Below are 25,971 nucleotides of genomic sequence, written 5' to 3' on the forward strand. Positions count from 1 at the left end.
TAGTGCTGCCAAGGTTAAAAACTTAGCAGCCGCCCCTTTTCTTTTAAGAAATATGAAAAAAGATTTATTTAAAACAATAGTTTCTCTCTTTGCTGCCCTCTTGATGATTTCAGTATTGACCTTTCTCTTGGCCAAGCTGTCCTCGGCGGATCAAGCAGAAAACTATTTAAGAATATCTAAGATTCAAGTGACTCCTCAATCCTTGGAAAAAGCCAGAGAATATCTGGGACTCAATCAACCTTGGCCCCAGCAGTATCTAGGCTGGCTGACTAAGGCTCTTCGTGGGGATTTTGGGACATCTTATCTATTAAAGGTTCCTGTCCTGCCCCTGGTGTTGGAGCGTTTCCAGTCCACCCTTTCTCTGGGCTTGACTTCCTTTGCCCTCATTTTGCTTACGTCTATTCCTTTGGGAATTTTTAGTGCAGTCTACAAGGGTTCTCTCTTTGATAAGGTCAATCGCTTTCTATCCTTTTCCAGCGTTTCCATGCCCAGCTTTTGGCTAGGTTACATGCTGATTGTGGTTTTTGCTGTTCAGCTCAGATGGCTGCCAGTTTCGGGCAAGCAGGATTTTAGCAGCTTGATTCTTCCCAGTCTGACCCTTAGTATGTCATTGATTGGCCAATATACCGCCTTGATCCGTAAGGCCGTGATAGAACAGATGAAGAGTGTCCATGTTGAAAATGCCCTCCTGCGCGGAGTCAGCAAGTTCTTCCTGGTCAAGAATCATCTCTTGAGAAATTCCCTGCCAGCCATTGCGACAGGCCTGAGCCTGACCTTGGTCTATCTTCTGACAGGCTCCTTGATTGTCGAAGAAGTCTTCTCTTGGAATGGTGTCGGCTCTCTCTTTGTAGATGCTTTGCAGGCTGTGGATCTACCCATCATCCAGTGCTGTATGCTTTTATTTGGCCTATTATTCTTGGGAAATAATATTCTAACCCAGCAGCTGACGCTCTGGATCGACCCTAGAGTCAGAAAAAGGAGGAGCAATGTCTAAACGATTTATATTTTCAAGTGTCATTTTGCTGGCCCTCTTCATCTGCGCTCTCTTTGCACCCTATCTATCCTCTTTTGATCCTCAGCATGTAGAGATTTCAAATAAACTGATGCCACCTGATGCTGTTCATATATTGGGAACGGATCAGCTGGGCAGAGACATCTTGTCTCGTCTGCTTCATGGAGCCCGATACTCCCTCTTCTTATCCCTGACCATCAGTCTGCTGGAAGTGGTCATCGGTGTGGCAGTCGGCTTGCTGATTGGATGGTACCAAGGAAAGGCTGAAGCGACCTTCTTATGGTTTGCAAATGTCATTTCTGCCTTTCCTAGCTTCCTGCTCTCTCTAGCTACAGTTGGGATATTAGGACAGGGAATGACCAATATGATTTTAGCCATTGTTATCATAGAGTGGGTCTACTATGCAAGGGTGACGGCCAATCTGGTCAAGAGTGCCAAGGAGGAAGCCTATGTCATTTCTGCCCAGACCATGGGACTCTCTCAGATTCATATTCTCAAAACTCATATCCTGCCCTTTATCTACAAGCCTATTTTGATTATCGTGCTCATGAATATCGGGAATATCATTCTCATGATTTCTGGCTTTTCCTTTCTGGGAATCGGTGTCCAGCCCAACATTACCGAGTGGGGTATGATGCTGCATGATGCTAGAAGCCATTTTCAAACGGCAACTTGGATGATGCTGGCGCCCGGACTGGCTATCTTTCTGACTGTGGTCGCCTTTAATCTATTTGCTGAATGCTTTGAAGAGAAAGGCTGGAAACAGATATGGAAAAAATAGCAGTAAAGCAACTGACAGCCCAGATTGAGGGAAAGACCATTCTGCAGGACATCAGCTTTGAAGTGGAGGCGGGTCAGTCTCTGGTCATCATTGGGGGGAGTGGTTCTGGCAAAACCCTCTTAACCAAGATATTGATTGGCCAACTGCCTTCATCCTTGAGCATGCAAGGTGAAGTTCACTATGGCTCTATGTATCTGGAGCGAAATTCTCTCAAAGCTTGGCAGCAGCTACGAGGCAGTCAAGTGGCCTATATGTCTCAAAATCCGATGGCTATGTTCAATCCTTTTCAAACCATTCAAAGCCATTTTTGGGAAACCCTGCGCAGCCATAGCAAGATTTCAAAGAGCGCTTGTCTGACTAAGGCAGTAGCTTCTATGAAGGAGGTCAGACTGGGAGAGCCGGAAGAACTTTTGAAGAAATATCCTTTTGAGCTCAGCGGCGGTATGCTGCAGCGGGTCATGCTGGCTATCTTGCTTTGCCTAGAGCCAGAGACCATCATTTTGGATGAGCCTACTTCGGCGCTGGACATCCACAATCGAGAGCAGATTATCCTTATCTTAAAGGAGCAGCTGGCTAAAGGAAAGACCCTCATCACAGTAACACATGACTATCATTTAGCGCGAGAGCTGGGAGGCAAGATGCTTGTCATGTATCAGGGGGCCATCATGGAGGAAGGGCAAGTGGACAAGCTCCTCGAAAATCCTTCGCAACCCTATAGCCAAGACCTTATCTTAGGAAATCCATACGAACGGTTGGTGAGACAAGATGCTGGAATGTAGACATGTTTTTAAAAAATTCGATGGTAAAATGGTTGTCAAAGACTGTAACTTCTCTGTCCAGAAGGGTGAAATTATCGGCCTGATGGGCGAGAGCGGCAGTGGCAAGAGCACACTGGCGAAATTGCTGCTTGGCCTAGAAAAACCTAGTCAGGGTGAGATCCTGCTGGATGGCCAGCCCTACTCAGTCAAAAAGTCAGGTGTAAGAATCTTGCTGGTTTTTCAGGACTCTCTTCATTCGGTCAATCCGCACTTTACAGTCGAGCAGGTCTTGACAGAGGCTCTGCCAAAGGATGTGGCTAGAGAAGAGATAGAAGCCATTCTAGAAGACGTCGGTCTAGACAAAAGCTTTCTGAGTCAGCTGGCACGCCAGCTCAGTGGCGGCCAGCTCCAACGGATTTGTATCGCTCGCGGTCTGCTCTTGAAGCCAGATATTCTCATCTTTGATGAGGCTCTGAGCGGTCTGGATCCCATTGTTCAAGGCAGGTTGTTACGCCTCCTGTATGATTTGTGGGAGAAATACCAGCTGACCTATGTCTTCATCTCTCATGACTTCAAGCTGAGCTATGCGCTTTGCCACCGGATTTTGGTCATGGCAGACGGGGAAATCGTTGACGAGATAAAGGATTTTGCGCTTCCTATCCAGGCTCGTCACCCTGTGACAAAAAAGTTGATAGGCTAGTAGGAAATTTTAGCTGACAAATAGCTCAGTTAGCTGATTAATCTTAAAATTTAACATAAAGGAACATATATGAAACGTACTTTTGAAACGAGAAAACTTTACTTCGGCTTTCCAGTCTTCTTTTTAGGCTATAAGGACGATGTGCACGGCTATAATATTTCAACCTCAAGCTCGGTTTATTCCTTGGGCAGCATGATGGTTATTGCCATGCGTACCAAGGGAAATGCCATTACAGAGATTACCAAGCACCAGCAATTCACAGTCAATGTCCCAGAGAAGGATTTGACCAGAGAGTCTGAGATTGCTGGCTTCAACAGCCGCAAGGACAAGTTTGCCTTAACTGGTCTTAGCTACACAATCGGCGAGACCGTGGATGCTCCGCTTGTAGACCAGTGCCCTGTGTCCATTGAGTGTCAGGTGCTGGATATGGTCGAATGCGGTGCCTTGACCAATGTCATCGCCCGTGTCACTCGGCGCGTGGTTGATGAAGACTTGATTGATGAGAATGATGCTTTCCGCAGTGACCGTTTTTCTCCTATCAGCTACATGGGAGACGGAGATGGCCGGCTTTACCGCTATTTCAGCGACGAGTCAGTCAAGATGGGCTCCATTATCAAAGAAATCCGCAAACAAGAAGAAAAATAAAGAAACCGCTGAGATTTGAAGAATCTCGGCGGTTTAGTTTTCTATCACAAGCTTTTCTTCTAGGCCAAATTTCTCTAGGAAACGGCCTTGCTCTTCTTGGATTTGCGGAGTTGGATTTTTGATGCCCATGACCAATTCTATCATTTCTGGATGGGCCTCACGCACCAGCTGACCCAGAGCCCAGATAGCCGTAGCGACATGAATCGGATTTTGCCCCTTGTCTATAATTTCCAGCATTTTGGGAATGGCAGAGCGATCATTGGCATTGGCCAGAGCGATGATGGCATTGCGCTGCAGGATGTTTTTCCCCCGCCAGCTGCCGGCTACATGGCCGAATTTCTCCTTAAACTGACCGTTGGAAAGCTCCAAGAAAGGCAGGAGCTCCGGATGAGAAAGGTCGGGGTCAATCTCTGTTGCGAGCGGATTGTCCAAGCCTTTATTATAGGGACAGCAGATTTGGCAGATATCACAGCCATAGATGACAGTCTTAATCTTCTTGCGAAATTCCAGATCCATGACGCCCTTGTCCTGAGTCTGAAAGGACAGACAGCGCTTGGCATTCATGCTGCCGTCACCAATCAGGCAGGAAGTAGGACAGGCTGTCACACAGCGGTTGCAGTCTCCGCAGCCGTAGCCGACAGGCTGATCAGGCTCGATGTCCAGATTGGTGATTAGCTCTCCTAAAAACATATAAGAGCCAAATTCCTTGGAGATGACCAAGCCGTTCTTGCCGATAAAGCCGATTCCTGCTCTTTGGGCTACAGCAGTATCGACCAAGGCACCCGTGTCCACCATACCCTTGTACTCAAAGTCAGCGGTTAGCTCTTCGATTCCCTTGGCCAGCCGATCTAGTTTATCCTGCAGGACATAGTGGTAGTCAAGCCCCCAGCTGTTAGGGGTGAATTTCCCTCGCTTGTAGGCCGTTTTCTGAGGTTGCTGCTTGAGCTTGTGGGGGTAGGCGACGGCGATAGAGATGATGGTCTTGGCCGAGGTCAGACTGAGCTTGGGCTTGATCCGCTCCTCGATATTTTTATGTTCAAATCCTGAATTTCGCCCTTCTTCTACAGCCAAGCGCAGCGATTTCTCCAGATAGTCAAAATCATCCGCTGTCGTAAAGCCAATCTTAGAAATCCCAATGTCTTTTGCTAAGTTAATAATTTCTTCTTTGATCTTCATCCTTACTATTATAGCGGAAAAATGCCAACTTGGCGAATGATTGAGAAAGGTCTATTCCCTCTAAAGATATACCAATATTTTATAAGACTTCCTAATCCTATAGCCTATATGATATAATGAAATGCGGAATTTTTTATAGAAAGTTTCGTAAAGTTTAGGGAATTTTTTTAATAAATGGGAGTATAATATGAAAAAGAGATATTATGAGTTTTTGAATGTCCTTATTACGGATGATAGTCCAATCAAAAATTTGGATTTTTATAAAGCCGGTTTGATTGAGTTAATTTTTATCTCACTGGTATTTATCGTTTCGATTTTCCTACACGGTGAGATTCATGAGCGGAGCATGATGGTCATGCAGTTTACGATTGGGCACATCGCTATCTTGTTGCTAGCCTTCTTATTGTTCCAAAAGTTTTTTGATACCAAAGCCTTGCAGCTCATTCCGACCAGCTCTTACCTATTTCTTCATTTTGAATTACTCTTTTGGGGCTCCATCTTTTTTGGTGAGAACTACTTAGCATTTTTTATGATTTTTATCATACTCAGCTTCTCCTACCAGCTGATTAATTTGCTCTATCAGATGGTGATCGTTTCAAAATTGAGATATTTTGAACAGAAACAAAAGATTAACATTTTGCAGATTCATGCCATCGTCCTGTGCTGCTTGTCAGCAGCAGTAGCAGTCATCACTCGCTTGTTTATGCTGTCAGGACTTTATATGATTATTGCCTTGGTAGGCTTGAGTATCGCATTGACGCCCTTGTATCTATTGGGCTATGCACAAGTTTTCACAGGCTGGAGAAATCAAGTGCCTGAAAAATGGTAGAATTAAAGGGGATTGTCGAAGAAACAATTTCCTTTTTTTTATTAAGAGGGAAGCTGGAGATATGAACGTATCCTTTATAACTGGATTGTTTATCAAGAAAAATGTAGAATGGATAAGAGTAATTAATCCTGAGAAGTTTAGAAGAAACAAAAATATCAGTATAGGAGTTGCTAATTGAAGAAAAAATATTACTATAGTATAATTCTTTTTGTTCAAGAAGGTAGTAATCGCTACAAGAAACTCAAGTTAAGGGAAAATCAACGATAGAAGGAGTTAGCTGATGCAAAGACAAGGAACTGGTGAGCAGCGCTATAAAGCATTGAAGAAAAAAAGTATTTATAAATCTATTTCTGGTATTATTTTCTGGATTTTTGTAGTTTATATATGGCTCAAATTAAAGTCTGACAGCGTATGGTACTGGATAGCTTTTGTTTTTCTTTTAGCCTATTACATCTATGGAGAAATACAATGGGCACTCCGAACCAATAATCTATTTTTAGAGGATATTGATTTGGATGCATATAGATACTTTGTAGGGATTTGCAAACCTGGGAAAACAACGGAAACTATCTATTTTACTACATTTAGAAAATGTAGGATAGAGCTTGCCGAAGGAAGATTTAAGGATGCTCTGAGTATATTAGAAACAACGATTTCAAATCATAGTTTAGAGAAAGTAACAACTTTTAGACAGTTAACGATTTTTAGACAATTGATACTGTGTTCTATTCATTTAGCAGACGAAGAGAAGTATCAATATTGGCTGTCTCGTTTGCAAGGAGTGGCGACCAATAGAAAATCCCTTTTAAAGCTCAAAGATTCTTTGCTAGAAGAAATGCAGGCGATTCATGATTTAGTAATAAATAAACAGCCTAATCCCTTTTTTGAGACTCATACTGCTAAAAATAAGTTTTCTTATTTGTTTAATCTTTACTACAAAGGCATTAATGCGCAGCTCAATCGTGATGAAGAAAAGGCGCTGACATGTTTTGAGGAATTGGCCAAAGAGAATGAACAGTTATTTATTGTTCAACAAGCAAAAGAAGAGTTGAGAAAAGCAATGATCGCTTAAAAACAGTAGGAGGGTGGTTTAGTTAATGGTGAAGGTGAATATGAAAGATAAAGCAAAGATTACTAATATAGAAAGAGAAAGATACCATGGTCCTTTGATCACACATGGTGTCAGTTTAGGTTATATTAAATTATATCCATGGATTGGTTTGGCATTAAGCGGTTTTATGTATTTGGTTGGAAGTTATGAAGATTACCTAGGTATCTTTAAAGGGCTTTCTTTGCTTTGCGGTCTTGTGAATATATTGGGTATTATCATTTCTTTTATTCCCTATTTAATAAATGCATGGAAGGTTTTAACATATTATTTAATAGCCCTCACAGTGTTAAGCTTAGTGATAGGTCTAAATTTTATTGGTTTACTAATGGTTATTTCAGACGGTAGTCCTATAGGAGGCAAGGAGATATATCAATCCCCTCTCACTCTAATTTATGTTATCTTTATATTACTTCTTTTTATCTTTGCATGTGGTCTCTATGCTTGGTACTATCTCCCAAAGAATCAAGGAAAAGTCTGGGCTTTTAATCAAGTGAAAAAGGGAGATAGAAAGAAAACATGGTGGAATAATTTTGCTGTAGCTTTTGCTGGGGCAACAATCATTCCCTCCCTCCTAACAGGCTATATTCAGATTACTTTTGGTGTTTTATTGGGAATTTTGTTGACCTTGACTTTGCCAGCTGTCATGGTAGATGCTGTTTATGCAGCTATTTATATAAAGAAGCATCCGAAAAGTGATGAACTGATTTGAGGTGTTTTTAGTAACTGACAAAAAGTTGAGTGGTGTTCCGAATATCTCCTATGTAGTTAAACAGTCATGGCGTTTATATTCTAAAACTTTGCTAAGGTAGAGAAATAATTTTTCTCTGCCTTTATTTTTTTACAAAATTGAAAGCGCTTCATTGACAAAGTCTGCCAGATAGTTTATAATATAATAACAGTATAGAAAATGGCAAGGAAGCCTGATTTGATCGCAATGAAGCGAGTGTTTCAGAATCAAAGGGGTTTTCTATGCCATTTTTTTGCGCACTATTATTTTTTTATGGAGGATTGTTTCTATGCGGACAAAAGGAATTGTGCTGCTTTGTAGTTTGGCTTTGCTTCTGGGAGCTTGTCAAGCGGGGAATAATAAGACGACGACTGAGTCATCCTCGGCTAAGACGGAGACAACGGATAAGGACAAGGCTAAGACTTTGGATAAGGGCGTTTGGGAAGACAAGCTTTATGCCCGCCTGACTAAGCTCATCAAGGAGAATGGGAACACCAGCTCTAGCTATGATAAAAATAAAAAACCTTATGCCGTCTTTGACTGGGATAATACGACAGTCATTAACGACATTGGCGAAGCGACCTTTACCTATCAAATTGAAAATCTAGCCTTTAAGATGACGCCGGAAGAATTTGACCAAGCAGTACGGACCAATATACCGAGCGACGATTTTGTTGAGGATTACCATAACAAAGATGGTGAGCCAGTGAATATTGACAAGATTGCGGCTGACTTGCTTTCTGACTACACAGCTATTTACAATAGCTATAAGGGAATGAAAGGGGATAAGTCTCTGGAAGAAGTCAAAAAGACTGATGAATACCAAGACTTTGCTGCTAAACTTCGCTATCTTTACGAAGCGATTGGTGACACCTTCAGCTCAGATATTAGCTATCCATGGGTGACTTACCTCTATGCAGGTATGACTTCTGAAGAAGTTCAAGCCCTATCTGAAAAGTCTATTGACCAGGCTCTTGAGGACAAGCTGACTTCTGAAACCTGGGAAAGTCCTGAAAGCCTGAAAGGTGAGTCTGGCCAAGTCAGTGTAACCTTCAAGCGGGGTGTTCGCTCAGTCAAGGAAATGCAAAATCTCTACAAGACTCTGATGGCCAACGGTATTGATGTCTATATCTGCTCAGCATCTTATATCGATGTGATTATCCCTTATGCTAGCAATTCTAAGTATGGCTACAATATTCCTAAGGAAAATGTCACGGCTATGCGCCTGAAAAAGGATGACAAGGGTGTGATTCAGCCAGAATATGATACTAACTATGCTCAGACTCAAGGTGAGGGCAAGACAGAAACCATCAAGAAGCTAATTGCTGTCAATCATGACAATCAAGAACCAATCCTAATTGCCGGTGACAGTAATGGCGACTATGCTATGCTCAAGGACTTCCCTAAACTGCAAATGGGCATCATCTTCAATCTTCTGAGAGATCCTAGCAAGGGAATCGGTCTTTTGCAAACTAAGGCAATTGAAACTTACGGTCAGGACGATGCCCTTTACTATCTGCAAGGCCGCGATGAAAATAAAGGTGTACTGCTCAATGGCAGGGAAACTATCAAACTAGATAGCAAGGAAGCCCAGCTCAGCAAATAGCGGGCAGTCCCCTGTCATAGAGAGGAATGGATGCAAGATATGAAAAAAATCATGTTTGTCGGTCCGGTCGGAGTGGGTAAGACCACTCTGACCCAGCGACTAAAGGGTTTGGAGCTGACCTACTATAAGACTCAGGCGGTTGAGTTTCATGATACCATCATTGATACTCCTGGAGAATTTCTCCAGCATCGTAGGTATTATAATGCCTTGAACGTGACGGGTGCAGATGCCGATGTGATTGGTCTCTTGGTCGCAGCTTCCAATCAGATGCAGACCTTTCCTCAGGGCTTTTCCTCCCTCTTCAATCAAGAAGTGATTGGTATTGTCACCAAGATTGATATGGCTGATAAGGAAGAACAGATTGAAAAAGCACGGCGGCAGCTGAAAGCGGCTGGAGCCAAGGAAATTTTTGAAATATCAGCGACGGAAAATGAAGGAATTGACCGTCTTCAGGCTTATCTGGAGGCAGACTAGGGACGAGAAGTCGAATATGGTATACTAGATTCTAACAAGGAAACGAGGAAGGAATGTCTATTTATGGAAGTAGAGCACGGGGGAAATGCGGCAGCTTTGGCTGAGGAATTGGGTTTTTCTTTAGAAGACTGTCTGGATTTCAGTGCCAATATCAATCCTTTGGGGATTTCTCAAAAGCTGAGGGCTTGTCTGACCGAGTCCATTGATTGGCTGGTTCATTATCCAGACATCAGCTACAACCACTCCAGAGAGCTCTTGGCCCAGCATCATGGGCTGGACAAGGACAATGTCCTGCTGGCAAATGGTGCGGTAGAAGTCTTTTATGAGCTGGCCCGCTTCCTGCGTCCAAAAACAGTCCTGACTCTGAGCCCTACTTTCATGGAATATGAAAAAGCCTTCTTGCAAGTGCAGGCCAAGGTGGAGCGCTTTAGCCTCCCTTCCCCATCCTATGAGTGGAATCTAGCTGACATGTTGCCAGCCTTGGATTCACTGACTGCAGGAGACGCTGTGCTCATCTGCAATCCCAATAATCCGACGGGTAGCTTGATTCGGCGTACTGAGTTAGAAAAGCTAGCTGACTACTTGCAGGAGCGGCAAATCTTTTTGATATTGGACGAGGCTTTTATAGACTTTCTGGACGATGAGGAGGACTATAGCTTCGTCTCACGTCTGGCTGCCTATCCAAATGCAGTAGTGGTGCGGTCTCTGACCAAGTTTTATGCTATTCCTGGTCTGAGACTAGGCTATGCTCTCAGCTGTCATCCAACTTGCTTTGATGAGATAGAGGGGAACCGCGCTCCTTGGTCGGTCAATGCTATGGCGGATCACGCCCTGCCTGTCCTTTTGGAGGATCAGGCCTATCAGGAAGCTACCAAGGAGTGGCTTCGAGTAGAAAGAGATTTCCTTTTTCAAGGAATGACTGCATTTTCACAGATTCGGCCGGTCAAGCCTAGTGTCAACTATATCTTCTTTGAATATTTAGGTCGGCTGGACCTGCGTCAGGAGCTTCGGCGGAGAAAGATTTTTATCCGTTCCTGTCAAAATTATCATGATCTGACAGACCGACATTACCGCATAGCCATCCGCAGCCATCAGGAAAATGAACAGCTTCTGGCTTGTCTGACAGAGGTCTTGGCGAAAGAGGCAGCTTATGACTAAGGGCATCGTTTCCTGTCCAGGTTCCTGCGGTGAGTTATTTCAAGGTATAGTAGGAGAGCAGGAGGTCCTGCTCTCCTATGGGATTGAGAAGCGCAGTCGAGTGAGATTGGACGGGGCTTCGTCTCTCGCAAGGCAAGCCCAAGGTGAAAAGGTAAGGCGAGCTTTAGAGCTCCTGCCTAAGGCCAATGCTTTCTCCTTTGTCCAGGAGTCAGACCTGCCCGTCAGCAAGGGCTATTCCAGCAGTACAGCAGATATGGTTAGCTGCCTGCAAGTATCTGCTCTGGGACAAAAGCAGCTTCTAAAGGCATCAGATTTGACTCATCTCTGTGCCAAGATTGAGCCTACTGACTCGGTGGCTTTTGCGGACTGGACGGTCATTAATCCCCTGACTGGTCAAGTGGTCTGGCAGACAGACTGGCGACCGGAGCTCTATGTCTATATCTTGGAGCCTGTGGAGATGGTGACAACTCTTGACTTGGTTCGGATGAAGGACAGTCCTAGCTATCCGGCTGAGGAGTCCAAGCGTTTGTTTCCTCTCTTTCAGGAGGCTTGTCAGGAGAAGAGTTTGGAAAAGATTGGCCATTTAGCGAGCTATAGTGCTTTGTTGAATAACCAACGGCTGCCCAAACCCTATCTGAAAGAATTACTGAATTTGGTAAAAGAACACCAGTGTTTAGGCCTCAATGTTGCCCATAGTGGTACATTGGTTGGTCTGTTGCTGAACAGGGAACAGCTAGAAATCTTGCCCAAGCTAGAGGCTGAACTAGCTCGCTCAGCCAGTGGGGCTTATTATCAGACTCGGACCTTGAGCAGGATTATTTTTGAAGGGGTGCAGCCGGTCAGGGAGGAGACAGACTAGTTTGAAAGACTTAGAAAAAATTATTGAGCAGATTCTTCCGATAGATAAAGACAAGCTTCAAGAAGGCCAGCGCTACTGTGATCAGCTAGGAAAGCCGCCAGGTTCCTTGGGAAAGCTCGAAACTATCTATGCTCGCTTGCATGCCATGTTTTCTGGTTCGATTGATTTGGAGAAGAAGATTGTTCTCGTCTACGTGGCAGATAATGGCATCGTGGCTGAAGGCGTTTCTGCCAATCCTCAAGAAACGACCTATACTGTTGCTTGCAATATTCTAGCAGGGAAGTCAGGCTTGTGTGCTATTTCCAAGCATGCTGGTTCAGACATCTGCCTGGTAGACATTGGCTGCAAGAAGGATATCTTTGAGGAGAATAGGGACAAGGTCTGTCATGGGACACGCAATATGCTCGAGGAGCAGGCCATGACTCGCGAGCAGGCTATAGCGGCAATTCTAGTCGGCTACAGGAAGACAGAGGCTTTGATCAAAGACGGCTTTCGTCTCTTTGGAACAGGGGAAATGGGGATTGGCAACACCACCACCTCGGCTGCTGTCATTGCGGCAGTTCTCGGTCTCAAAGCAGAAGACGTCACAGGCTATGGAGCTGGTCTGACTCAGGATATGAAGGCTCATAAAACTGCCGTTATCCAGCGGTGTTTGGATTGCCACGCTCCTTATGGAGATATTCTGGATCTGACCGCTAAGCTTGGTGGGCTAGATATGCTGGCTATGGCAGGCACTCATCTTGCCTGCGCCCGCTATCAGCTGCCTTGTGTAGTGGATGGTCTTATCTCTCTGACGGGGCTTCTGATTGCCCATCAGCTGACTCCTCATGTCTTGGATTATACGTTTGCTTCCCATGTTTCGACAGAGCCTGCCTACAGACTGGTCAGTGACTTTTTAGGACTGGAGCCCATGCTTTTGCTGGACATGCGACTGGGTGAAGGCTCGGGCTGTCCTTTGGCTTTCTTTCTGCTGGAAAATGCTGTTTATACCATGGAGCATATGCCAACCTTTGCAGAAGGTAGCTTGAAAGAAGAAGATTATGTTGATATTCGCAAAAATGTGACTTAAAGGAGGAAAAATATGCAACTCTATACAAAAACAGGTGACAAGGGCTTGACTAAGCTAGTTGGCGGCCAAAGTGTCGCCAAGGATGCAGAACGAGTTAATGCTTACGGAACCATTGATGAGCTTAACTCTTGGATTGGTTATACCATTACCAAGCTGGACAAGGATGATAAGCTGAGAGATGAGCTGCTCCAGCTGCAGCATTATCTCTTTGACTGTGGTTCAGACCTCTCTACGCCTCAGGGAGTTTACCCTTATAAGGTCGATCAGCAGCTGATTGACTGGATTGAGGAGAGGATTGATACCTACGCAGAAATTCCACCAGCTTTGGAAAGGTTTATCCTGCCGGGCGGCGACGAGATTGCTTCCATGATCCATGTGGCTCGGACCATTGCAAGACGGGCAGAGCGTCACATCGTAGGGACCATGTGGACTACGGAAATTAACAATAATGTCCTAATTTTTGTCAATCGTCTGTCAGATTACTTCTTTGCCTTGGCTCGAGTAATCAACTTTACCAAACATCAAGAAGATGTGGCCTATGAAAGAGGTGCCAAGGTCTTCCACAATATCACCAAGGCGGATGTTGAGCGTTGGGCAAGCAAGCGCCAGTGATAAAAAGAAACAGAAAAAGTTCTGTCTTTCCAATTCGGACTTTACCGAGTCTTGTAAGGACAGAACTTATTTTAATCTTCGAAAAAGAAAGCAGCCTATACATCATTGTATCTTCATGCTAAGCTTCGTTGATTAGCACTAGCTTTCCAATTATTGACTCTGCTCCTTTGCAGAAAGACAAGAAAAACCTCATCTTTAGAAAATTAACGTACTTAAACGTAGAGTCAATAATGGAAACTAAGCTAAAATGTTTGTTCCAAACTGACATCACTACCTTACATCGAGGCATGAAATCTACTAAAATTTAAGAATAAAGACCTGACTTAAAGCCGAAAAGCTTATCACAGTGGCGGGACCGCGCTGGATTTGCACCAGACTTCCATATCCTTAAAAGTACTAAAATCAATTTCCTAGTAACTAGATTGTAACACCTTTCACAGGTAATTACAAGGAAAACGAATCAAATTTTAATAAAAATTTAATCCTTCAAATAAGCTTGGCTCTGCAAGGAGAAGCGGCACTAAAAACTTCTTATATTAATGACTTTTTTATTGCCATGAAAGCGCTTTTGTGTTATAATTCAATATAGTACAAAGGGGTACTGAAGATAAATAAGCAATGAAGCTATATGAAAATGCTGTGACGTGTGTAGGGGAGCAGTCTTATTTTCATATAGCTTCTTTTTGTTTAAAAACAGATACAACAGAAAGGAGAAAAGATGTATAAGATTTCCTATAAGACTGAATTGCATGTGGGCAAGGGCGCTCTGCAGCAATTAAGCCATTATAAAAACGAGCATATTTTAGTCGTTGCCGATCCTTTTTTGAAGACATCTGGCACGCTGGATGCTATTTTAGCCAACTTTGATGACAGCAATGATATTGTTGTTTTCACGGATATTGTGCCTGATCCGCCAATCGAAACAGTTGTGGCTGGTATCAAGAGTGCAGGAGACAAGCCAATCAGCATTGTGCTTTCTATTGGCGGAGGCTCTGCCATTGATGCTTCCAAGGCTATGTATTATTTTGCCAAGAAGCAGGGTGCCTTCTCAGAGGCCATTCTCATTGCCATTCCGACGACAAGTGGAACTGGATCTGAAGTGACCGACTTTTCTGTTATCACAGATGCAGACAAAGGCACCAAGTATCCTTTGGTGACCAGTGAAATTCTGCCAGATGTTGCTATCTTGGATGCGGATTTGGTAATGTCTCTTCCTAGCAACATCACAGCAGATACAGGAATGGATGTGCTGACTCACGCTATTGAAGCCTATGTATCCACTGAAGCAACCGACTTCTCCGATGCCTTGGCTGAAAAGGCAATTAAGCTAGTCTTTGAATATCTGCCTAAAGCCTACAAAAATGGTCAGGATGTAGAAGCGCGTGAAAAGATGCACGCAGCATCCACTCTGGCAGGTATGGCCTTCAATACAGCTTACTTGGGTATCAACCATAGTCTGGCACATGCGGCAGGTGCCAAATTCCATGTTCCTCATGGTCGTTTAAACAGTATTTTAATGCCCCATGTCATTCAGTATAATGCTGGTATCGATCTCAGTAATCGGGGCCGGCAGGCAGTGGACAAGACTGTAGCCAGCCGCTATCAGGATATTGCCAAACTACTGGGATGCAGTGCTTCAAGCCCTGTTTCAGGAGTAAGGCAGCTGGTTGAAGCTATCAAGAAGCTGCAGAGAAAGCTGGAGATGCCAACTTCTCTGAGAGAATACGGTGTGAAAGCAGATGTCTTTGCTCAGTACAAGGTAGAAATTTCAGAAGCTGCCCTGCATGATGGCTGTACTCCGACTAACCCTCGTGTCCCTACGGCAGAAGAACTGCTTAAAGTATTAGAGAAAGCGTTTTAATCCTCTGAATTGCTGTTATGCCAAAATTATTGTATAATGATTAAGAGCATGCAGTACACTTCTGAACGTTTAAAATCATGAAGAAGGTTTACTAAATTGGAAGAAAAACAAAGAATGATACAGGAATACGTTCCTGGGAAACAAGTGACCTTGGCGCACCTTATCGCCAATCCCGATGAAGTCATTTTTGAGAAGTTGGGATTACAGGCAGAGATTATGGATGCGATTGGAATCTTGACGATCACTCCGAGTGAAGCGGCTATCATTGCGGTTGATATTGCGACCAAGGCTGCGGATGTTCAAGTTGGTTTTGTGGATCGTTTCAGCGGCTCTGTTGTGATGACAGGCGACGTTTCTTCTGTTGAGGCAGCTCTCATTGCCGTTTTACAAGGTCTGGAAGAGATTTTAGGTTTCTCCAGCACGGTCGTAACTCGGACATAAAAATAAAACTGTCGAGGGGAAGTATGAAGGGCAGAATTCTAATTGTTGATGATGATCCAATCGTAAGATTAGATATTCGAAAGATCTTAGAAGCTGGCGATTATGAAGTGGTAGCTGAAGCATCTGATGGCTTTGAGGCTATTGATTTGTGTCAGAAATATCGTTGTGACTTGGTCATGATGGATATCAAACTGCCGCTTTTGGATGGTCTGACAGCAGGCAAGAAGATACTGGAAGATGCCTTGGCTTATAGCGTGATTCTACTGTCAGCCTACAGTGATGAGCACTATATCCAAAAGGCCAAAACCAATGGCATTAGTGCTTATTTGGTTAAACCTTTGGATGCCAAGTCCTTGATTCCGATGGTAGAGGTCTGCATTGAGAAAGGCCGCGAGCTACAACAGATGTCCAATGAAATGGTCAAGCTGTCGAAAAAGATAGACGATCGGATTGTGATTGAAAAGGCCAAAGGCCTACTGATGGCTCGTGATCATTTGTCAGAGCCAGAAGCTTTCAAACGCATTCGGACAATTAGTATGCAAAAGAGAGTGCCGATGATTGAGATTGCTAAATTGCTGGTGCTCCAAGATGATGTGTAATGATGTATAAAGATAAGATAAAGCAGCTTTGTCAGGAACAGACAAATTTGGATGAGGCTGATATCGAGCATCTTGTCCAACAGGCTGACGAATTATTGAAAAACTCAGCTTATGCAAATGAAGATGTCTTCATTGACGTAAAGAATATCTTTTCGGAACATGCCATTGTCATCTTTCATAAAAAGCCGGAAAGCAAGCTCAGCTTGTACGAAAACTCGGTCGTGGGTGCTATGGCCTATCTGGAAAATGAGCCAGGTGTTATCCGGACCTTGGAGACGGGTGCTCCTTCGATAGGGCTTTCGGCCAGATCGCAGGAGGGCTTAGCCATCCATCAGACGGTCTTTCCGATAGTGAGAGAAGAGCGGGTCATTGGAACGCTGATTATCGAAAGAAATGCTCCTCAGACTTTACCGGACCACTTTTCTTTAGATAAAGAGGACGACGATTTTGAGTTACGGAGCAATCCTGAGATTACAGCGCAAGAGCAGTTTGTTTTATTTGATTATATAGATGAAGCTTGTCTGATCTTTGACCGGGAGGGCTATCTCAAGTATTTCAATCAGGCTGCTGCTGATTCTTATCGCTATAAGCTAGGTTATATGGACTCGATTGAGGGAATGCACTATAGCAATCTGGTCTTAGACAGTCTGCCTTTTGAAGAAATCCAGCAACTGGGACCGCAAGCCCCTCAAGAAAAACCTCACCAAGTTGAGGTACATTATGGCACTTATTGCTTTTTGGTCAAGCGCTACCTGCTGGCTGAGAGTGAAAATGTGGTCATGATCTGTAAGGATATTACAGACATCAAGGAAAAGGAAGCGCAGCTCTTAACCCATACAACTACCATTCGTGAAATGAACCATCGGGTAAAGAATCACTTGCAAACCGTTGTTTCCTTGCTGCGACTACAGGCTCAGCAAAGTCCAGGAGCAGACACCAAAAAAGCTCTTAATGACAGTATGAATCGTGTGCTCTCCATAGCGGCGACTCACGAGCTCCTGTCTTCTCAGCAGGATGACAGCATTCAGATTGAGCATCTGCTGAAGAAAGTTATCGAAAATGTTCAGCGCTGTTTTTCTGGGCATAGGGAAATAGCCCTGACCTACAGCTTGGAACCGGAACTCTGTCTTGACAGCAGCCGGGCTACTTCACTGGCGCTAATCGTCAATGAATTACTGCAGAATAGCTATGAACATGCTTTTAAGGACAAAAAAAATCTAGAAAAACCGCAAATCCATTTGCAGGTTGGACTTAAAAATGATATAATAACTTTAAAAGTACTGGATAATGGTAGCGGTTACAATCAAGAGCATTCCTTTGAGAATCATCTGGGTCTGCTCTTGGTGGAGCGCTTTGTCCAAGGAAAATTGTTTGGAACCTTGTCTATCCACTCAGACCATGAGGGGACGATAACGACCATTCGTTTTAAAAAATAAATACTACCAGACTAACAATGATGTCAGTCGAAAAAAGCAATGACGCTTGAAGAATGTAAATGAACTCTGTTTGTTTGCATTGCTTTGAGCGTCTTTTTTTGGAGGTTTTTAGTATGTCAGATAAAATTTTGAGTGTGGGGCTTGATATCGGGACAGCCACTACACAGCTGATCCTTTCAGAGCTTACCATCGAGAATATTGCTTCTGTGTTTACTATTCCTCGTGTCTATATTACAGATAAAAAAGTTCTTTATAAAAGTGAAATTATCTTCACACCAATTTCGGATCAACTCTTGATTGAGGTGGATAAGATCAAAAACTTTGTTCTGAATGAGTATGCGAAAGCAGGCATTCAGAAAAAAGATATTCAGATGGGAGCAGTCATCATTACTGGTGAGACGGCTCGCAAGGAAAATGCCAGTCAGGTGCTCCAAGCACTGAGTGGCTATGCTGGGGACTTTGTCGTTGCGACAGCTGGCCCAGACCTTGAGAGCATCATCGCAGGTAAAGGGGCCTGCAGCCATCAGTACTCTCAAGAGCATCATACATCAGTCGTCAATATTGATATTGGTGGGGGGACTTCCAATCTGGCAGTCTTCCGAGAAGGAGATGTGATTGATACAGGGTGTTTTGATATCGGAGGTCGGCTGATAAAGATGGATCCGCAGACCCAGCGGATTAGCTATATTGCTCCAAAACTGCAGACTATCATTGCAGAGCAGGGGCTTCAGCTGGCAGTTGGTGAAACGGTCCATCGGGCTGATTTGGATCGGCTGATTCAAGAAATGGTCTCCGTATTAGAACAGTCTGTAGGAATTGACAATCACAGTCCTTACTATGAGCTCCTACAGACCAACCACGGTCTCAAGTTGAACTATGATCTCCACTGCGTATCTTTCTCTGGTGGTGTAGCTGATGGAATATACTTGGAAACGACCTCGGCGGATGATTTCCGCTATGGGGATATCGGTATCTTGCTAGGCAGGGCGCTGAGTAAATCCAAGATTTTTGATCAAAAGAAAGTCATCCAGTCAGCTGAGACCATCCGGGCAACCGTTGTTGGAGCGGGCAGCCATACGACCGATGTCAGCGGCAGTACCATTACCTACATCTCCGATATCCTTCCTATTAAGAACATTCCAGTTCTCAAACTGGCTGCTTCTGATGAGCATGAGGATAAGGAGGGACTGCAGCAGATTATCAGGGACAAGGTGGCCTGGTTCACACTGGAAAATGAAGTCCAGCAGGTGGCTTTGGCAATCAATGGAGAAAAAAGCCCAAGCTTCGCCCGGGTTTTGGAATACGCAGAGGCTATTGTCAAGGGAATGAGCGAAAGCATTGAAAAGAAAATTCCGTTGCTAGTGGTTGTCAGAGAAGATATGGCCAAGGTTTTAGGTCAATGTCTCTTTGCTCAGTTGCCTAAGGATTATCCATTTGTTTGCATTGACTCAGTGGATGTTCAAAATGGCGACTATATCGATATTGGTAATCCAGTCATTGAAGGATCGGTCTTACCGATTGTCGTGAAAACATTGGTGTTTAATTAAACTTTTATTTACACAAAGGAGGAAGTAATCCATGATTTTGAAAACAAAATTGTTTGGTCGGCTTTACGAATTTAAATCCGTAAAAGAAGTGCTGGCCAAAGCCAATGAGTACAAATCCGGAGACCAACTAGCCGGAGTAGCAGCAGAATCTGCTGAAGAGCGTGTCGCTGCTAAGGTTGTACTAGCTCAGCTGAAACTGTCTGATTTGTTCAATAATCCGGTAGTGCCTTATGAAGAAGATGAAGTAACACGGATTATCATTGACGACGTCAATCTTCGTACTTACGAAAAGATTAAGAATTGGACAGTAGAAGAATTGCGTGAGTGGATCTTGGATAACAAGACTAAGAACGTAGATATTCAGTGGCTGTCTCGTGGGTTGACTTCTGAAATGGTAGCAGCGGTTGCTAAGTTGATGACCAACTTGGACTTGATTGTAGCTGCCAATAAGATTGTCATTACCAAACATGCTAATACAACAATTGGTATGCCGGGAACATTTTCTTCTCGTCTTCAACCAAACCATACCACAGACGATCCAGACGGGATTATGGCTTCTACTATGGAAGGTTTTGCCTATGGATGTGGGGATGCTCTCTTAGGATTGAACCCAGTAGACGACTCAGTAGAAAGCGTCAAGCGGGTCTTGCATAAGTTTAACGACTTCATCGAAGAGTACAAGATTCCAACTCAGCACTGTGTACTGGCTCACGTTACTACTCAGATTGAAGCCATGAATCAAGGTGCTCCGACAGGATTGGTCTTCCAGTCTATCGCTGGTTCTGAAAAAGGAAATGAAGCCTTTGGTTTTGATGCTAAAATCATTCAGGAAGCTTGGGATACAGCTCTGAAAGTGGGAACAGCTGCTGGACCGAATGTCATGTACTTTGAAACAGGTCAAGGTTCTGAACTTTCATCTGACGCTCACCATGGAGCAGACCAAGTGACTATGGAAGCTCGTTGTTATGGTTTCGCTAAACGCTTCGATCCATTCTTGGTAAATACCGTTGTTGGATTTATCGGACCTGAATATCTCTATGATTCTAAGCAAGTTATCCGTGCTGGTTTGGAAGACCATTTCATGGGCAAACTGACTGGTATCTCAATGGGTTGTGATATCTGTTACACTAACCACATGAAGGCTGACCAAAACGACGCTGAAAATCTCTTGGTTCTTCTCGGAGCAGCTAATGTTAACTACATCATGGCGATTCCTCATGGTGACGATATCATGCTTAACTATCAAACAACTGGTTACCATGAAACAGCAACCATGCGTTCACTTCTCAATAGACGTCCAATCAAGGAATTTGAAGAGTGGATGGAAAAGATGGGCTTGATGGAAGATGGCCACCTGACAGAAATCGGCGGAGACGGCTCCATCTTTATGAGACAAAATTAGCAAGGAGGAAATCATTGTGGATGAATTGCAATTAAAAGAAATGATTCGCTCATTGTTAAATGAGATGGGCGGCGACTCAGCTGCTAAAGAAACAGCAGCGACTGACCAGAATAAAGTTGAAAAATCTGCAGTTTCTCTGCAGGAAGAAGTCAAACAAGACACTTCAGTGATAGAAGATGGCGTCATTCCAGATATAACAGAAGTAGATATCCAGGAACAGTTCTTGATTCCGAATGCCATCAATGAAGAAGCCTACCGGAAGATTAAGAAATTTACTCCGGCACGTCTGGGCTTGTGGCGGGCAGGTGATCGCTACAAGACACAAACTGTTCTGCGTTTCCGAGCAGACCATGCGGCAGCTCAGGATGCGGTCTTCTCCTATGTTTCAGATGACTTTATCAAGGAAATGGGCTTCATTCCTGTACAGACAAAGGCAGTTACTAAGGATGAGTACCTGACACGTCCAGATTTTGGCCGCATCTTCCCAGAAGATCAGCAGGCGATTATCAAGGAAAAATGCAAACCTAATGCCAAAGTTCAGATTGTCGTTGGTGATGGTCTTAGCTCATCAGCTATCGAGGCTAACGTCAAAGACTTCCTCCCAGCTCTGAAGCAAGGTCTGAAAATGTTCGGACTGGACTTTGGCGAAGTACTCTTTATCAAGCATGCTCGGGTTGCAGCTATGGACCAAATCGCAGAACTGACTGGTGCAGAAGTTATCTGTATGCTGGTTGGTGAGCGTCCAGGTCTGGTAACAGCTGAGTCCATGAGTGCTTATCTGGCTTACAAGCCAACAGTTGGTATGCCAGAAGCGAAACGGACCGTTGTTTCCAATATTCATAAAGGCGGAACACCAGCCGTTGAAGCTGGAGCCTATGTAGCAGAAATCATTAAGAAGATTCTTGATAATAAGAAATCAGGAATTGATTTGAAATAATAGGAGGTAGTGGCTTTGAAAAATGATCGATTAGGTGCAAGTGTATTAAGTGCCCTTCTGATTTCGAACGTGGATGCAGGTTTGGCAGCTTCTTTGGAGCTTAAACCACATCACAGAAGCCTGGGAATTATCACTTCTGACTGTGATGATGTCACTTATGTAGCCTTGGATGAAGCAACCAAGGCAGCAGATGTCGAAGTAGTCTATGCTCGCAGTATGTACGCTGGTGCAGGCAACGCTTCAACTAAGCTGGCTGGTGAAGTCATCGGTATCTTGGCTGGTCCAAACCCAGAAGAAGTTCGCAGCGGTCTGGATGTAGCAGTCTATGAAATCGAAAATGGGGCTAGCTTCTACAGTGCCAATGATGATGACAGCATTCCTTATTTTGCTCATTGTATCTCTCGTGCGGGCTCTTACCTGTCAGAGGGAGCTAATGCGGAAGAAGGAACAGCGATTGCTTACTTGATTGCTCCACCGGGTGAAGCTATGGTGGCACTGGATGCGGCTTTGAAAGCGGCGGATGTGCAAGTTGGAGCCTTCTATGGACCACCGAGCGAAACCAACTTTGCCGGCGGACTTCTGGTCGGATCACAGTCAGCCTGCCGAGCTGCCTGCGACGCATTTGCGAATGCAGTCATCGCAGTAGCAAATGATCCTAAAAGTTATTGATTAGGAGTTGATTAAATGGCAGATAGAGCACTAGGTTTAATTGAAGTAAAAGGTTATCTAGGTGCTGTAGTTGCGGCAGATGCGGCTTTGAAGGCTGCCAATGTATCATTGCTTAATATTGAAACGGTCAAAGCTGGTTTAAACACAGTTCAATTGATAGGCGATGTCAGTGCAGTCCGCTCAGCGGTTGATGCGGCAGTTGAGTTGGTACAGGATAAACCTTACTATCTGGCCAGCCATGTAATTTCTAGGTTGGATAACCAGACAGACATTCTCTTTGCACCAAAGAGAAATAGTAAAACAGCTAAAAAGGAGATTGCTTCTACGGCGGAAACAATCCCTTCAGAAAAAATCGAAGAAAAGCCTCAGCCTGTAAAGGAAACTAAGGCTAAACCAGCAGAGAAGCTTGAAGGAGAGACAAGGACCTACACCAGAGAAAAACTGGAAAAACTAAAAGTCGTCGAACTACGAAGCCTTGCCTATCATCAAGAAGGTATCCGTCTCAGCAAGAAAGAAATAAAATTTGCCAACAAGAAACTTCTCGTTGAGACTTTGATGGAAACAATAGGAGAGGAGTAATTGCGGATGTTTTTAGAAGATAAAGATTTGGTATCGATTCAGGAAGTAAGGAATTTGATTCGGGATGCAAAGAAAGCCCAACAAGAACTTGCTAAAATGAGCCAAGAGCAAATTGATACCATTGTAAAAGTAGTAGCGAAAGCTTGTTATGATGAGCGTGAACGCCTAGCAAAAATGGCGGCTCAGGAAACTGGCTTTGGCCGCTGGGAAGACAAGGTATTGAAAAATGCTCTTGCTTCCAAAGGTATTCTTGAAGAAATCAAGGATATGAAAACTGTTGGGGTTCTCCGCGAAGACAAGGAAAAGAAAGTCTTGGAAGTTGGAGTTCCAGTCGGTGTCATTGCTGGCTTGATTCCATCAACCAACCCGACATCAACAGTTATGTATAAGGCTTTGATCGCTTTGAAGGCAGGAAACAGTATCGTCTTCTCACCTCACCCAAATGCTCTTAAGAGTATTGAGGAAACAGTTGAAGTCATCAAGAAAGCTGCTAAATCAGCTGGCTGTCCGGATGGAGCCATCAGTGCGATTCATCGGGTATCCATCGCAGCTACCAATGAGTTGATGCGACACAAGGATACAAATCTCATTTTGGCGACTGGCGGAAATGCCATGGTCAAAGCAGCATACTCATCTGGTACACCAGCAATCGGTGTAGGTCCTGGTAATGGTCCAGCCTTCATCGAAAGAACAGCAGATGTGCCAAAAGCAGTTCGTCAGATTTTGGATTCTAAAACCTTTGACAATGGTGTGATTTGTGCATCTGAGCAATCTATCATCGTCGAAGAAGATATGAAGGAAAAGGTTGTAGCAGAGTTCAAGAAACAAGGTGCTTACTTTGTTCCAGCAGAAGATGCTAAGAAACTGGGTGCTTTCATTATCCAACCGAGTGGTGCGATGAATCCGAAGATGGTTGGTAAAACACCTCAGGTGATTGCTGAATTAGCTGGTATCTCTGTTCCGGCAGACGCTCGTGTTCTGATTGCAGAAGAAACAGGTGTCGGCAAGCAGTATCCATATTCTATGGAAAAACTGGCTCCAGTCTTAGGCTTCTACACTGTCAAGGACTGGTTGGAAGCTTGTGAGCTGAGTATTAAGATCTTGCATCATGAAGGTGCAGGCCACACTCTTGCTATTCACAGTCAAAACGAAGAAATTATTCGTGAATTTGCACTGAAAAAACCAGTATCTCGCCTGCTGATCAATACGCCAGCAGCTCTGGGTGGTGTCGGTGCAACGACTGGTCTCTTCCCAGCCTTTACTTTGGGGTGTGGAGCAGTAGGTGGCAGCGCGACATCTGATAATGTCAGCCCGCTCAATCTCTTCAATATACGTCGTGTAGCTTACGGAACAGCTGAACTGTCAGACCTGCGACAAGCAGAAAATATGGCAGTGGAAGAACCAAAAGCAGTAGCAGTTGACGGATCAAACGAAGAAGAACTGGTAACCTTGTTGGTTCAACGCGTATTGGAAAAACTAAAATAGTCAATATTAAACATTAAAATTGGAGGATACAATCATGGCAATCACAAATGCATTAGGAATGGTAGAAACAAAAGGACTCGTCGGCGCAATCGAAGCAGCTGATGCAATGGTCAAAGCCGCTAACGTAACTTTGATTGGTAAAGAACAAGTCGGCGCTGGATTGGTAACAGTTTTAGTTCGTGGTGATGTAGGCGCAGTCAAAGCAGCGACAGATGCTGGAGCAGCTGCAGCTGAAAACGTTGGTGAATTGATTTCAGTTCATGTAATCCCACGTCCACACGCAGAAGTAGAAGTAATCTTGCCTCATCAAGAATAAGATTACAGACTTTCATATAAATCTAAAAACAAGAAAATAATCGGAGGAAATAAACATGGCAAACGCAAATGCATTAGGAATGGTAGAAACAAAAGGACTCGTCGGCGCAATCGAAGCAGCTGATGCAATGGTCAAAGCCGCTAACGTAACTTTGATTGGTAAAGAACAAGTCGGTGCTGGATTGGTAACTGTAATGGTTCGTGGTGATGTAGGCGCAGTCAAAGCAGCGACAGATGCTGGAGCAGCTGCAGCTGAAAACGTTGGTGAATTGATTTCAGTTCACGTAATTCCACGTCCACATGCTGAAGTGGAAGTTATTCTGCCCAAATAATCTGGGACAGATAAATATTTGCTGAAAGAGCCTGTATTGTAGCGTTTAGGCCTGATACAGGCCCCTGAGGCAAATAGAATACTCAGTGAAAATGAAGCTTATGGGCAGTAGCTCTATACTTAAAAGGAAATATTGGTTTTCGAAGAGTATCAGATTGATTTTCACAGAGTATCAACGGAGTAGAAGGATGTGAATACATGTCAGTTTTTACAGAAGCTAAGATTAGAAAGCTTTATAGAGAATCCGTTCTCGCTGATAACGGTGTCTTTGAATTAAACAAAGATGAAAAACTGACGCCAGCAGCCAGAGGTTTTCTCAATGATCACCATATTCGAATCATTTCTTCAGGTCAGACCAAAGGGAAAACAGACTCAGCTGCTGATGCTATCAGGGTGCCGATTACAAACCTTGAGGACTCTGCTGTGTATCCACGACTATTTAGACTGACTAAACTTTATACTTGCTTTTTGAAGAACCAGAGAGATTTGCATCAGGCTTTTCAGGATGAAAAGTGTGAGCAAGTTGGCCAACTATTGAATATAGTAGAACAAATCGTTGGCCAGCATATTCTGGATGATATTTCTGATTACCAGACAGACCTGCCTAGCAATGCAGAATTGCAGGCCATTCGGGTCAGTCGACAGCTCGATCAAGAAACGGTTATGATGAGTTATCAGGAGCCGACTTGGCAGCTGAATTGCTATGAAACATATATCGAAACGACCCTCCTGCGCAAAGAATTGGAGCAGGCTGCTGATGGTGACAGAGATCAATTTGCTTGTAAGGTTTCTCAATTATTAAAATCAATTGAAGTCTTGCTCTGGTTGATAGCAAGCTAATAACAAGAGAAA

28 protein-coding genes and 1 riboswitch are annotated in these 25,971 nt (G+C 43.9%); of the genes, 27 read left to right on the forward strand and 1 reads right to left on the reverse strand.

Translation table 11 applies throughout. The features are described 5' to 3' along the window. Positions 1 to 52: 52 nt before the first annotated feature. The 5 genes from SSV_RS02060 to SSV_RS02080 all read left to right on the forward strand — a co-directional run bounded on the left by SSV_RS02060 (position 53) and on the right by SSV_RS02080 (position 3,896). Entirely contained in the window at positions 53 to 994 is a 942-nt protein-coding gene (locus SSV_RS02060) for an ABC transporter permease (RefSeq protein WP_072073485.1), read from the forward strand. Continuing rightward, positions 987 to 1,793 (forward strand): ABC transporter permease, encoded by an 807-nt coding sequence (locus SSV_RS02065; protein WP_072073486.1) that lies wholly within the window; start codon positions 987 to 989, stop codon positions 1,791 to 1,793. The genes SSV_RS02060 and SSV_RS02065 overlap by 8 nt, the downstream gene beginning before the upstream one ends. Next, positions 1,781 to 2,572: an ATP-binding cassette domain-containing protein gene (locus SSV_RS02070; protein ID WP_072073487.1), complete on the forward strand. Its 792-nt coding sequence runs from the start codon at positions 1,781 to 1,783 to the stop codon at positions 2,570 to 2,572. The genes SSV_RS02065 and SSV_RS02070 overlap by 13 nt, the downstream gene beginning before the upstream one ends. Then, positions 2,559 to 3,251, forward strand: coding sequence for an ABC transporter ATP-binding protein (locus SSV_RS02075; protein WP_072073488.1), 693 nt, complete (start codon positions 2,559 to 2,561; stop codon positions 3,249 to 3,251). The genes SSV_RS02070 and SSV_RS02075 overlap by 14 nt, the downstream gene beginning before the upstream one ends. A gap of 69 nt (positions 3,252 to 3,320) precedes the next feature. Beyond that, on the forward strand, positions 3,321 to 3,896 hold the full coding sequence (locus SSV_RS02080; protein WP_072073489.1) for a flavin reductase family protein: 576 nt from the start codon (positions 3,321 to 3,323) through the stop codon (positions 3,894 to 3,896). A 33-nt stretch (positions 3,897 to 3,929) separates the two neighbouring features. On the opposite strand, the gene queG is transcribed toward SSV_RS02080, so the two are convergent. Further along, positions 3,930 to 5,072 carry a tRNA epoxyqueuosine(34) reductase QueG gene (gene queG, locus SSV_RS02085; RefSeq protein WP_072073490.1) on the reverse strand — a complete coding sequence of 381 codons (1,143 nt, stop codon included), beginning with the start codon at positions 5,070 to 5,072 and terminating at the stop codon, positions 3,930 to 3,932. 187 nt (positions 5,073 to 5,259) lie between these two features. On the opposite strand from queG, the gene SSV_RS02090 reads away from it, so the two are divergent. The 22 genes from SSV_RS02090 to SSV_RS02200 all read left to right on the forward strand — a co-directional run bounded on the left by SSV_RS02090 (position 5,260) and on the right by SSV_RS02200 (position 25,959). After that, positions 5,260 to 5,901, forward strand: a complete 642-nt coding sequence (locus SSV_RS02090; RefSeq protein ID WP_072073491.1) for a lantibiotic ABC transporter permease — start codon at positions 5,260 to 5,262, stop codon at positions 5,899 to 5,901. Positions 5,902 to 6,181: 280 nt separating this feature from the next. Then, positions 6,182 to 6,973: a hypothetical protein gene (locus SSV_RS02100; protein WP_072073492.1), complete on the forward strand. Its 792-nt coding sequence runs from the start codon at positions 6,182 to 6,184 to the stop codon at positions 6,971 to 6,973. Between the two features lie 25 nt (positions 6,974 to 6,998). Next, on the forward strand, positions 6,999 to 7,721 hold the full coding sequence (locus SSV_RS02105; RefSeq protein ID WP_072073493.1) for a hypothetical protein: 723 nt from the start codon (positions 6,999 to 7,001) through the stop codon (positions 7,719 to 7,721). A gap of 307 nt (positions 7,722 to 8,028) precedes the next feature. Continuing rightward, positions 8,029 to 9,345, forward strand: a complete 1,317-nt coding sequence (locus SSV_RS02110) for an HAD family hydrolase (RefSeq protein WP_072073494.1) — start codon at positions 8,029 to 8,031, stop codon at positions 9,343 to 9,345. 39 nt (positions 9,346 to 9,384) lie between these two features. Then, entirely contained in the window at positions 9,385 to 9,819 is a 435-nt protein-coding gene (locus SSV_RS02115; RefSeq protein ID WP_072074901.1) for a EutP/PduV family microcompartment system protein, read from the forward strand. A gap of 63 nt (positions 9,820 to 9,882) precedes the next feature. Then, complete coding sequence (gene cobD / locus SSV_RS02120) at positions 9,883 to 10,977, forward strand: threonine-phosphate decarboxylase CobD (protein WP_072073495.1); 1,095 nt, start codon at positions 9,883 to 9,885, stop codon at positions 10,975 to 10,977. Next, complete coding sequence (locus SSV_RS02125) at positions 10,970 to 11,836, forward strand: GHMP family kinase ATP-binding protein (protein WP_072073496.1); 867 nt, start codon at positions 10,970 to 10,972, stop codon at positions 11,834 to 11,836. Before cobD ends, SSV_RS02125 begins: the two co-directional genes overlap by 8 nt. Before the next feature lies 1 nt (position 11,837). Continuing rightward, complete coding sequence (gene cobT / locus SSV_RS02130) at positions 11,838 to 12,905, forward strand: nicotinate-nucleotide--dimethylbenzimidazole phosphoribosyltransferase (RefSeq protein ID WP_176693531.1); 1,068 nt, start codon at positions 11,838 to 11,840, stop codon at positions 12,903 to 12,905. Positions 12,906 to 12,917: 12 nt separating this feature from the next. Next, entirely contained in the window at positions 12,918 to 13,517 is a 600-nt protein-coding gene (locus SSV_RS02135) for a cob(I)yrinic acid a,c-diamide adenosyltransferase (protein ID WP_002915832.1), read from the forward strand. A gap of 259 nt (positions 13,518 to 13,776) precedes the next feature. Next, a riboswitch (adenosylcobalamin (AdoCbl) riboswitch) is annotated at positions 13,777 to 13,925 on the reverse strand. A gap of 310 nt (positions 13,926 to 14,235) precedes the next feature. Further along, a complete protein-coding gene (locus tag SSV_RS02140) occupies positions 14,236 to 15,378 on the forward strand; it encodes a 1-propanol dehydrogenase PduQ (protein WP_072073498.1) in 1,143 nt (380 codons plus the stop codon). A 96-nt stretch (positions 15,379 to 15,474) separates the two neighbouring features. After that, positions 15,475 to 15,819: a BMC domain-containing protein gene (locus tag SSV_RS02145; RefSeq protein ID WP_175859722.1), complete on the forward strand. Its 345-nt coding sequence runs from the start codon at positions 15,475 to 15,477 to the stop codon at positions 15,817 to 15,819. 23 nt (positions 15,820 to 15,842) lie between these two features. Next, on the forward strand, positions 15,843 to 16,418 hold the full coding sequence (locus SSV_RS02150; protein WP_072073500.1) for an ANTAR domain-containing response regulator: 576 nt from the start codon (positions 15,843 to 15,845) through the stop codon (positions 16,416 to 16,418). Next, a complete protein-coding gene (locus SSV_RS02155; RefSeq protein ID WP_072073501.1) occupies positions 16,418 to 17,854 on the forward strand; it encodes a sensor histidine kinase in 1,437 nt (478 codons plus the stop codon). The genes SSV_RS02150 and SSV_RS02155 overlap by 1 nt, the downstream gene beginning before the upstream one ends. Positions 17,855 to 17,967: 113 nt before the next feature. Then, the gene (eutA, locus tag SSV_RS02160; protein WP_002903901.1) at positions 17,968 to 19,401 is read left to right on the forward strand and encodes an ethanolamine ammonia-lyase reactivating factor EutA; all 1,434 of its coding nucleotides are present in this window, start codon (positions 17,968 to 17,970) and stop codon (positions 19,399 to 19,401) included. A 31-nt stretch (positions 19,402 to 19,432) separates the two neighbouring features. Next, a complete protein-coding gene (locus SSV_RS02165; protein WP_072073502.1) occupies positions 19,433 to 20,803 on the forward strand; it encodes an ethanolamine ammonia-lyase subunit EutB in 1,371 nt (456 codons plus the stop codon). Positions 20,804 to 20,819: 16 nt separating this feature from the next. After that, complete coding sequence (gene eutC, locus SSV_RS02170; RefSeq protein WP_002915828.1) at positions 20,820 to 21,740, forward strand: ethanolamine ammonia-lyase subunit EutC; 921 nt, start codon at positions 20,820 to 20,822, stop codon at positions 21,738 to 21,740. A 15-nt stretch (positions 21,741 to 21,755) separates the two neighbouring features. Then, a complete protein-coding gene (eutL, locus tag SSV_RS02175) occupies positions 21,756 to 22,409 on the forward strand; it encodes an ethanolamine utilization microcompartment protein EutL (protein ID WP_032913438.1) in 654 nt (217 codons plus the stop codon). Positions 22,410 to 22,424: 15 nt separating this feature from the next. Then, entirely contained in the window at positions 22,425 to 22,988 is a 564-nt protein-coding gene (locus tag SSV_RS02180) for a BMC domain-containing protein (RefSeq protein WP_072073503.1), read from the forward strand. Positions 22,989 to 22,994: 6 nt separating this feature from the next. After that, positions 22,995 to 24,473 (forward strand): acetaldehyde dehydrogenase (acetylating), encoded by a 1,479-nt coding sequence (locus tag SSV_RS02185; protein ID WP_072073504.1) that lies wholly within the window; start codon positions 22,995 to 22,997, stop codon positions 24,471 to 24,473. 34 nt (positions 24,474 to 24,507) lie between these two features. Beyond that, complete coding sequence (gene pduA, locus SSV_RS02190) at positions 24,508 to 24,789, forward strand: propanediol utilization microcompartment protein PduA (RefSeq protein WP_072073505.1); 282 nt, start codon at positions 24,508 to 24,510, stop codon at positions 24,787 to 24,789. A gap of 55 nt (positions 24,790 to 24,844) precedes the next feature. Further along, positions 24,845 to 25,120 carry a propanediol utilization microcompartment protein PduA gene (pduA, locus tag SSV_RS02195; protein ID WP_002896373.1) on the forward strand — a complete coding sequence of 92 codons (276 nt, stop codon included), beginning with the start codon at positions 24,845 to 24,847 and terminating at the stop codon, positions 25,118 to 25,120. A 197-nt stretch (positions 25,121 to 25,317) separates the two neighbouring features. Then, complete coding sequence (locus SSV_RS02200; protein ID WP_072073506.1) at positions 25,318 to 25,959, forward strand: hypothetical protein; 642 nt, start codon at positions 25,318 to 25,320, stop codon at positions 25,957 to 25,959. The last annotated feature ends 12 nt before the right edge of the window (positions 25,960 to 25,971 follow it).

Origin of the sequence: Streptococcus sanguinis, from assembly GCF_001078705.1 — a bacterium.
GTDB lineage: Bacteria > Bacillota > Bacilli > Lactobacillales > Streptococcaceae > Streptococcus > Streptococcus sanguinis_D.